The sequence below is a fragment of the Cryobacterium sp. 10I1 genome, from assembly GCF_035019805.1.
Classification (GTDB): Bacteria; Actinomycetota; Actinomycetes; order Actinomycetales; family Microbacteriaceae; genus Cryobacterium; species Cryobacterium glucosi.
In genome coordinates this window covers 1-8,128 of sequence record NZ_JASJVF010000153.1, presented here as the reverse complement: position 1 = coordinate 8,128, position 8,128 = coordinate 1, and the positions used below count along the sequence as shown (strand labels likewise).

7 protein-coding genes and 2 pseudogenes are annotated in these 8,128 nt (G+C 61.5%); 5 read left to right on the top strand and 4 right to left on the bottom strand.

The window, feature by feature from the left end; all coding sequences use genetic code 11:
• Window positions 1-43: 43 nt before the first annotated feature.
• The 3 genes and pseudogenes from QN345_RS20620 to QN345_RS12870 form a co-directional block, all read right to left on the bottom strand.
• Window positions 44-286 carry a hypothetical protein gene (locus QN345_RS20620; protein WP_416347664.1) on the bottom strand — a complete coding sequence of 81 codons (243 nt, stop codon included), beginning with the start codon at window positions 284-286 and terminating at the stop codon, window positions 44-46.
• A pseudogene (locus tag QN345_RS12875) lies at window positions 264-669 on the bottom strand (hypothetical protein). The gene QN345_RS20620 and the pseudogene QN345_RS12875 overlap by 23 nt, the downstream one beginning before the upstream one ends.
• Before the next feature lie 235 nt (window positions 670-904).
• Window positions 905-3,673, bottom strand: a complete 2,769-nt coding sequence (locus QN345_RS12870) for a plasma-membrane proton-efflux P-type ATPase (protein WP_323508718.1) — start codon at window positions 3,671-3,673, stop codon at window positions 905-907.
• Between the two features lie 522 nt (window positions 3,674-4,195).
• Here QN345_RS12870 and QN345_RS12865 point away from each other — a divergent pair.
• The 4 genes from QN345_RS12865 (at window position 4,196) to QN345_RS20615 (ending at window position 7,357) form a co-directional block, all read left to right on the top strand.
• Window positions 4,196-5,173 (top strand): L-lactate dehydrogenase, encoded by a 978-nt coding sequence (locus tag QN345_RS12865; RefSeq protein WP_322187923.1) that lies wholly within the window; start codon window positions 4,196-4,198, stop codon window positions 5,171-5,173.
• A gap of 142 nt (window positions 5,174-5,315) precedes the next feature.
• Window positions 5,316-6,200: a fructose bisphosphate aldolase gene (locus QN345_RS12860; protein WP_323508717.1), complete on the top strand. Its 885-nt coding sequence runs from the start codon at window positions 5,316-5,318 to the stop codon at window positions 6,198-6,200.
• A gap of 141 nt (window positions 6,201-6,341) precedes the next feature.
• On the top strand, window positions 6,342-6,785 hold the full coding sequence (locus QN345_RS12855; protein ID WP_323508716.1) for a PRC-barrel domain-containing protein: 444 nt from the start codon (window positions 6,342-6,344) through the stop codon (window positions 6,783-6,785).
• A 344-nt stretch (window positions 6,786-7,129) separates the two neighbouring features.
• The gene (locus QN345_RS20615; RefSeq protein WP_322140258.1) at window positions 7,130-7,357 is read left to right on the top strand and encodes a M1 family aminopeptidase; all 228 of its coding nucleotides are present in this window, start codon (window positions 7,130-7,132) and stop codon (window positions 7,355-7,357) included.
• Window positions 7,358-7,400: 43 nt separating this feature from the next.
• On the opposite strand, the pseudogene QN345_RS12850 reads toward QN345_RS20615, so the two are convergent.
• Window positions 7,401-7,562, bottom strand: a pseudogene (locus QN345_RS12850) (ATP-binding protein); the annotation flags it as partial.
• A gap of 182 nt (window positions 7,563-7,744) precedes the next feature.
• Between QN345_RS12850 and QN345_RS12845 the strand changes: the two are divergent.
• A partial coding sequence (locus QN345_RS12845) for a site-specific integrase (RefSeq protein ID WP_323508715.1) occupies window positions 7,745-8,128 on the top strand: 384 nt, incomplete at its 3' end.

Genomic DNA, 8,128 nt, shown 5'->3' with positions numbered 1-8,128 from the left:
TGGGCATGGTGACATCTTTCCAGCGAAGACGAATCTCCACAGGTCAGGAGTCAACCAAACCGGGGGCAGTCCCGTCTCCGTGCCCGCTATGCATTTCAGAGTTCAGCGCGGATAGTAGCCAGTTCCCTGTTGCGCTCGTGTCCCCGATGATCTGGGACAGAACGAGCAGGGCGTTCTTCTCACTGTCCGCCGGCACCACGTACCAGGGGCTGTCCATGGTGCTCATGACTGTCAGGCATTTCTCGTAAGCCGACAAATGCGAGTCACAATACTCCCGTTCGTGAATGTCCGAGAGAGTGAGCTTCCAGTTTTTTTTCGGGAACGTCGATGAGTTCGCGGAATCCGTTCGCCTGTTCCTCTTTCGAAAGGTTCACGAAGATCTTGACGATCATCGTCCCCTTGCGGCTCAGATGCGCCTCGAGGTCCGCAATCGAGCGATGCCGTTCTCTCCAGATGGACGACTCGTCGATGAGTTCGGCCGGGATACCCTCGCCGTGCATAATCTCCGGGTGCGCCCGCGCGACGAGAACTTCTTCGTAGTATGAGCGATTGAAGGTGCCGATCCGGCCCGCGGCGGGTCGGACGCCAGATAAAGTCGTGCTCGAGTTCCTCGCTACTGGGCTGTTTGAAGCTGGAGACCTGGCAGCCCTGGGGGTTCACCCCGTACATGACGTGTCGGATCGCTCCATTCTTTCCTGCCGCATCCATGCCCTGGAAGATCACCAACACGGACTAGTGCACCGAGGCGTAGTGCAACCGCTGCAGCTCGCTCAGCTTTTTGATACGCCGAGGCAAGACCTGTTTATACGTTGTGTCGGCCCCGAGACATCCCCAACATCCGTTGCGCGCTTGGCGAGGTCCGCATTCTTTCCTGCTTCGACGCGGAAGCCACTTGTTTTTATCTTCATGACTGGCCCTTCGTTTCTCGCGATGCGGCGCCTTCTGTGCTCGGATCCGTGGAGGCGACTTGGGGTTCCGGTGCGTCGGACAAGTGTGCGGCCGACTGTGTGAGCGCACGGCCCGCCGTGCCTTTCTTCCCTGCGGGGTCGAGGATGCGATAGGCGAGTAGTTTGATGCGGTCGTTGACAAGCGCCCAGGCGATCGCGTAGCCCCACACGAAGGCGGCCCAGCCCCAGCCGAGCGGAGTCATGAAGAGCCCGTAAACGGCAATGAGGGTCGCGACGGCCTGGGTTCCCAGGACCGCCACCCACAGTATGCGGGCCGGTCGGATCGACCAGAACGGGCCGCGGGTGCGGGTCAGGAAGATGGTGAGATGCCCTGCCACCGAAAGCTTCAGGTACATCAGGGTTTGGATATGGTCGCGATCGAGGTGGAAGACATTGTCGGCCAGATAGAAGAGTCCGAAGGCGGCGATAACGCCGGCAACTCCAAGCACGGTCGATATGCCCAGCACCAGACGCATGTTCCACGCCTCTGGAGCCTTCCGATACTTCACGTTGTCGTAGGCGATCGACAGGATTGCCCCGTCGTTCAGAATGGCGAGCATCACGATCATGATCGCGGTGACGGGGTAGAAGTTGAAGACCAGGATCGACACCGTCATGAACAGCAGGACACGCAAGGTCTCTGCGATGCGGTAGATGGCGTAGGAGTTCATCCGCTGGAAGATCCGGCGGCTCTCCTCGATTGCCTTGATGATCACGGACAGACCAGGGGTGAGCAGAACGATGGCGGCGGCGGCCCTGGCGGCGTCAGTCGCTCCCGAGACTGCGATCCCGCAGTCCGCCTTCTTCAGTGCGGGCGCGTCATTGACGCCGTCTCCCGTCATCCCGACAATGTGACCGCGCTTCTGCAGCACGTCGACGATGTGGTATTTGTGCTCGGGGAAGACCTGGGCGAACCCATCAGCTGTTTCGATGGATTCCCCGACCGCCGCTGTCTCCTTCTTCTTCACGTCGCCCAGGCCGGACGCGTCAAGAATATTCGTGCCAAGACCGACCTTGGCGGCGGTCTCCTTCGCGATCGCGATCGCGTCACCGGTGACCATCTTCACCGTCACACCCATCTCCTTCGCTGTGGCGATGGTGGATGCGGCGTCCTCGCGAGGCGGGTCAAAGAGCGGGAGGACACCCAGGAACTGCCACGTTCCCTGTCCTTCTGCGCGGGCCACACCCAGAGACCGGAAGCCGCGTGCGGCGAAGTCATTCACAGCGGTGTCAATGGCGGAGGTGATGTCCGCGGAATTGTCGGCAAGAGCGAGGATGACCTGGGGCGCGCCCTTGGTGACTCTGAACGTCCTACCCCGGTCGTCGGTGACGGTGGCTTCGGTGCGTTTGTGAACCGGATCGAAGGGTTGGTAATGCGTGACCGTGTAGGCATCCATCGCGGTCTTCTCCGGGAGACCGCCGAGGACGGCGAGGTCGATGGGGTCATCGTTTTCCGCGCGGGAAGCCAACGCACCCGCGAGCACAATATCCGCGGCCGAAACACCGTCAAGGCTGAACGGGTCGCCCAGGGTCAGCGCGTTGCGGGTGAGAGTGCCCGTCTTATCCGCGCACAGGATGTCTACGCCGGCGAGTTCCTCGATCGCCACCAATTTGCTGACGATGGCCTTTTCCCGGGCCAGCAGCCGCGCGCCGACCGCCATGGTGACCGACAGCACGGTCGGCATCGCGACGGGGATAGCCGCAACCGTGAGCACGAGCGCGAATTGCAGTGTCGTCAGGATCGGGTCGCCCCGCAGAGTCGACACCACCACGATCACGGTCACCAACGCGAGGGCGAGGAGGATGAGATAGTTGCCGATCTTCAGAACGGCCTTCTGGAAGTGGCTGACGGTATGGGCATCCTGCACCAGACCGGCCGTCTTACCGAAGCTGGTATGGGCGCCGGTCGCATAGACCATGGCGCCGATCTCGCCGCGGCGCACGATCGAACCCGAGAACACCGCATCCCCGGCCGCGCACGTCACGGGCAGTGACTCGCCGGTCAGCGCAGACTGGTCAACCTCGATCTCGTCGCCCTCCAGCAGTCGGGCATCCGCGGGAACGATATCCCCCAGCCGCAGCCGGATCACGTCTCCCGGCACCAGCTCACTGGCGGCGGGCGTGACCCAGGTACCGTCACGTCGAACCCGGGCATTCATAGCGAGCGTGTCCTTCAGGGCGGCGATGGCGTTTCCGGCCTGGCGCTCCTCGAAGAACCCGACCAAAGCGTTCGCCATGAGAAGCACCAGGATAATGAAGAAGTCGGGCCAGTGCCCGACCACTCCGGACAGAACCACGGCCACTTCGATCATCCACGGAATCGGGCCCCAGAAGTAGGAAAGAAACTTCAGAAGCGGGTTCGTCGTATGCTCGGCGATCTCATTCGGACCGTACTTTGCCAGGCGTGTGTCGGCCTCTGACTGGGTCAGCCCGTCCGGTGAGCTGCCGAGCCGCTTCTGGACCTCAGCCATCGGGAGCGACTTCAGGTCGTGTGCCGGGTCGGGCTTTAACGTCGCCGAATCGGCCGCAGCGTTCGTGGTCTTGTCCGTGCTCATTCCCGGGCTCGCGTCCTCATCATGCTCCAATTCCCTGAGTTGACCACCTGCGACGCACGCCGTGTACGTGAATCGCGTTCGGTGCCGAGGCCGGAATAAACCGGCTGTACGCCTCCGCGAATGATGCCTTAATGCAAGTGTTGCACAAAAACAAGGTTTTAGCCGGTGCAATGAATTTCGGTATGGTGGCTTAACTGGGAGAATCACCCGGCGCCGGCAAGAGCCCCGGCTCGTCAGCCGGTGCAATCGGCTCCGTGAACCTCTCGAGTGTCGTGTGGCGAAGGTTGTACTCGCGCTTCAGCTCATTCCAGCGCCGGACCGAGACCTCGGCAGCGGGCGAGACCTCGGCGGGTTCACCGGACTGTGGCACTTTGGACATGCTGGTGGATTCGTGCGTTGCATCGGCCATGGATTCCCTCGGTCTCAAACGGGTCATGAACTGCTCGCTACTGAGCCTGGTTCACTGGATGAGCGACCGAGACATAAACGCGTTCACATCGAGAGTGCACACATGACCCATCACAATCGGTGGACGGGATCGCTCCTTCATGCTACATCTGCGGTTCGGAAATCGGCCAGCGAGACGAGCGATACGGCCGATCGGCAGTGTTTCCATGCATCAAGGATGCAGCGACATCCGGTGACCTACAATTCGCCGCGACGGAGGAAACCGCGAAGGAGGAGAGTGGATTCATGAGTGCAATCGAGAATTCCAAACTGGCCATCATCGGAGCGGGCACCGTCGGTACCTCGCTCGCTTACGCGGCGCTGATCCGGCAATCAGCCCGCGAGGTGGTGCTCTACGACATCAACAAGCCCAAGGTCGAAGCCGAAGTACTCGACCTCGCCCACGGCACGCAGTTCACCGGCGCCTCCTGCGTGTCCGGCGGGGCGGACCTCGACGCGATCGCGGGCTCGAACATGGTCGTGATCACCGCAGGAGCCAGGCAGCACCCCGGGCAATCGCGTCTCGATATGTCCGCTGTCAACGTCGGCATCCTGCGTGAGTTGATGCCCACACTCGTCGAACGAGCGCCGGACGCCGTGTTCATGATCGTGACCAATCCGTGCGACATCGTCACTTACGCGGCCCTTCATTTCAGCGGGCTCCCGTCGGCACGGGTTTTTGGCTCAGGCACCGTCCTCGACTCCTCGAGGCTTCGCTTGCTGCTCGCGCACCGCGTCGGCGTCGCGATTGCCAACGTACATGCCGACATCATCGGCGAACACGGCGACTCGGAATTCCCGCTCTGGTCTCAGGCTCGCGTCGGTCCGATCTCCCTCTCCGAATGGGTCAAGGACGACATCTCGCCGGCATCCGACGACCGGGCGAAGTTCTCTGAGGCCGAGTTCGCGGCCATCACCAAGGACGTCAAGACCGCCGCATACCGGGTAATCGCAGGCAAGGGCGCTACGAACTATGCGATCGGACTCTCCGGCGCCCGGATCGTGGAGGCCGTGCTGCGAGACGAGGGCGCCATACTTCCGATCAGTTCCTTGCTCACCGACTATCGCGGCATAAGCCGGGTTGCGCTCTCTGTTCCGGCGGTCGTCAATGCCGGCGGCGTGTCCCGGGTGATCGAGGTGCCGTTCTCCGACGCGGAGCAGAAGCTCTTCCAGCACTCGGCTCATACCCTGCGCGCGACCCTCGACACCCTCAGACTGCCCTAAGGCCGCCGTCAACGCGCCTGCGGCGATGCTCAGGCGACCAGACCAGAACAGAAGTGGCGGACAAACCGCCCTCGGCCACTCGACTCAGACGAGGATCGCTGCTCACTAGACTGAAATGGAGTCCACAACCTTTGGAGGGACTTTGAATACCGAACAAGCAGAAAGAATGAACACCGGAGTCGGCTTCGTCGCAGCGCTCGATCAGAGCGGCGGCAGCACGGGCGGCGCACTGAAGCTCTATGGAATAGACCCGTCGTCCTACAGTACCGACGAGCAGATGTTCGACCTGATGCATCAGATGCGCGCCCGCGTGATGACCGCAGAAAGCTTCACCTCCGACCGCATTCTCGCGACGATCCTCTTCGAGCAGACCATGGACCGCACCGTTGGCAGCCAGCTGACGGGTGATTACCTCACCGCCAAGGGCATCGTGCCGTTTGTCAAGGTCGACCAGGGCCTCGCTGTCGAGGTAGACGGTGTCCAGTTGATGAAGCCACTCACCAAGCTGGAACCCCTCCTCGCACGTGCGGTTGAGCGCACGATGTTCGGTACGAAGATGCGTTCCGTGATCAAGGAAGCCAACCCCGCCGGAATCCAGGCGATCGTCGACCAACAGTTTTCCGTCGCAGGGCAGATTCTGGCCCACGGCCTTGTGCCGATCCTAGAACCCGAAGTCGACGTGAACGCTCCCGACAAGGCCGAGGCCGAAAACTTCCTCAAAGCCGATGCCCTGGCAGCCCTCGACGGGCTCTCCACCGACCAGCCGGTGATCCTCAAGCTGTCGATCCCGACGGTAGCCGGTTTCTACTCCGACCTGATTTACCATCCGATGGTGCTTCGAGTGGTGGCGCTTTCTGGTGGCTACAGTCAGACGAAGGCGTGCCGCTTGCTGGCCGAGAATCTCGGTCTGAGCGCCAGCTTTAGCCGCGCTCTGCTCGAAGGCCTCACCGCCCAACAATCGGACGCCGACTTCGACGCCGTGCTGGCCGCCTCTGTCGAGCGGATCTACGCGGCGTCCACGACCTGAACCACATCCGAGATCGACGCGGGTGGCAACGCCATCGATCCTGACAGGGCCTGACTGGACCTGCCACTCCGCCTCCCGAATGAAAGCGAACCAACAGCCAACGCAAGACAAGGCGGCACACCGCCGGAACGGATAGGGAAAATGACAGATGCGCACTTCGACAAGCTGGTCAGGCTACAGGACAGTGACGAAACCGTCGCCGAGCGAGAAGATGACATTCGAGGTCGGCGAGTGTTCGACAAAGACCACCAACCCCTCGGGGAAATCGACGCGCTGCTCCTGGATGAAAAAGAGAACAAGATTCGATTCCTTGAAGTGGCCTCCGGCGGCTTCCTGGGACTTGGAGAAGCCAAATCATTCATCCCGATAGATGCGATCACGAAAATCACCCAGGACGAAGTCCACATCAGCCAGTCCGCCGAGCACATCGCCGGTGCCCCCACGTACGACCCAGAACTCGTGAACCAAAAGGAATTCTACGAAAATACCTACGGTTACTACGGAGTCATGCCGTTCTGGAGCCCCGGCTACTCACTTCCGACGTACCCAGGTGAGGACCCACTCGCCGGCAAGTGGTATCGCTGACCATCGTTCGACAATGCATTCCTGAACACAGCCAGAGGACACCTCCGCGATTCCCCGTCCCCCAAGCACGCACAGGATCGCTTCACGCCTCGAAGCGTCGCTGAACGTCGGAGTAGGGCTCCGCCCCGGCGAGGAAGCCGAGGGTGCCAGAGTAGAGCAACCTCGGGCTGCCAGCGGTCAACGCTCTGATCAAGCCGTAAGGACGTTTGCGTCGGCGTGGCTTGAGTTAGGGCGAGGACCTCGCTTTAACACGCCGTCAAACCCCGACTGTCGACGATTCAGTCGACTACGCCCTAGAGACTCAAACCCCGCCTGTTTACTCACAGGTCGCGGACGAAGCAACAGTGGTCCATGAACTCGGGCACCAATGGTTCGGCGATTCGGTGACGCCCTCTGGCTGGAAGGATATCTGGCTGAATGAAGGCTGGCCACCTACATCGAATGGCTGTGCGCTCAGCATCAAGGCACCGCAACGATTCCTGCGCAGTTTGCCGACGCGATGCCATACCTGGAGGCAAACAACGGCTGGACGCCCAACATCGCAGACCCAGGTGTCGACGCTCGTTGAATAGTAGGCCGTTGGTGCTCTTCGAAAAGTAGGCCACCGTGGTTCATCTATTCTACGGTGTTTTCGGGTCTGGCGGAAGGCAGGGTGGTGATTCCGCTGTCCTTGAGCCGGTAGCTGGCGCCTTTGAGTGAGATGACGTCGGCGTGGTGAACGATGCGGTCGATCATGGCCGCGGCCACGACCTGGTCGCCGAAGACGTCGCCCCAGCGAACTGAGGTTCCCATACGTTCGTTCCGACTCTGAGTGCCGCATCCCCTGTGGGGAGTAGGTCGAGCGTGGTCGGCGTGGCGAGGTGCGATTTGCTCGATCGAGGAGTGAAATATGAGGCAGCGCCTCAGAAATCGAGGCGGGCGGGAGGTATGCAGTGACGCCGCGACCCCGGCTGCGCGTGGTGAGCGACAATTCTCCAGGCGCGCAACTGGCCGATGCCATGGAGCCGATGGAATTCCAGCGGCAGTGCGTGGACGGTTTCGTCGCGAGCCAAGTGGCCCGCGGATTCAGCGCCCTCACCATCGACAACGGCACGGGCGTGCTTGAGCGTTTCCTCGCTTTGGCGGAGAAGCCCGCATGGGAGCTGACCGCCTTCGACGTCGACGCGGTCGTCGCCGCGCTTATCGAACGCGGCGTGGGACCCGTCACGCGCAGGGACTACGTCAGCACGTTCAGACACTACTTCCAGTTTCTGCAAGCCCGGCACTTCGCCGACGTTGAGGCTCGCTTCGGTATCCGTTTGGCCGACCCGATCGACGTGTTCCATGCTGGGCATCACGTAACC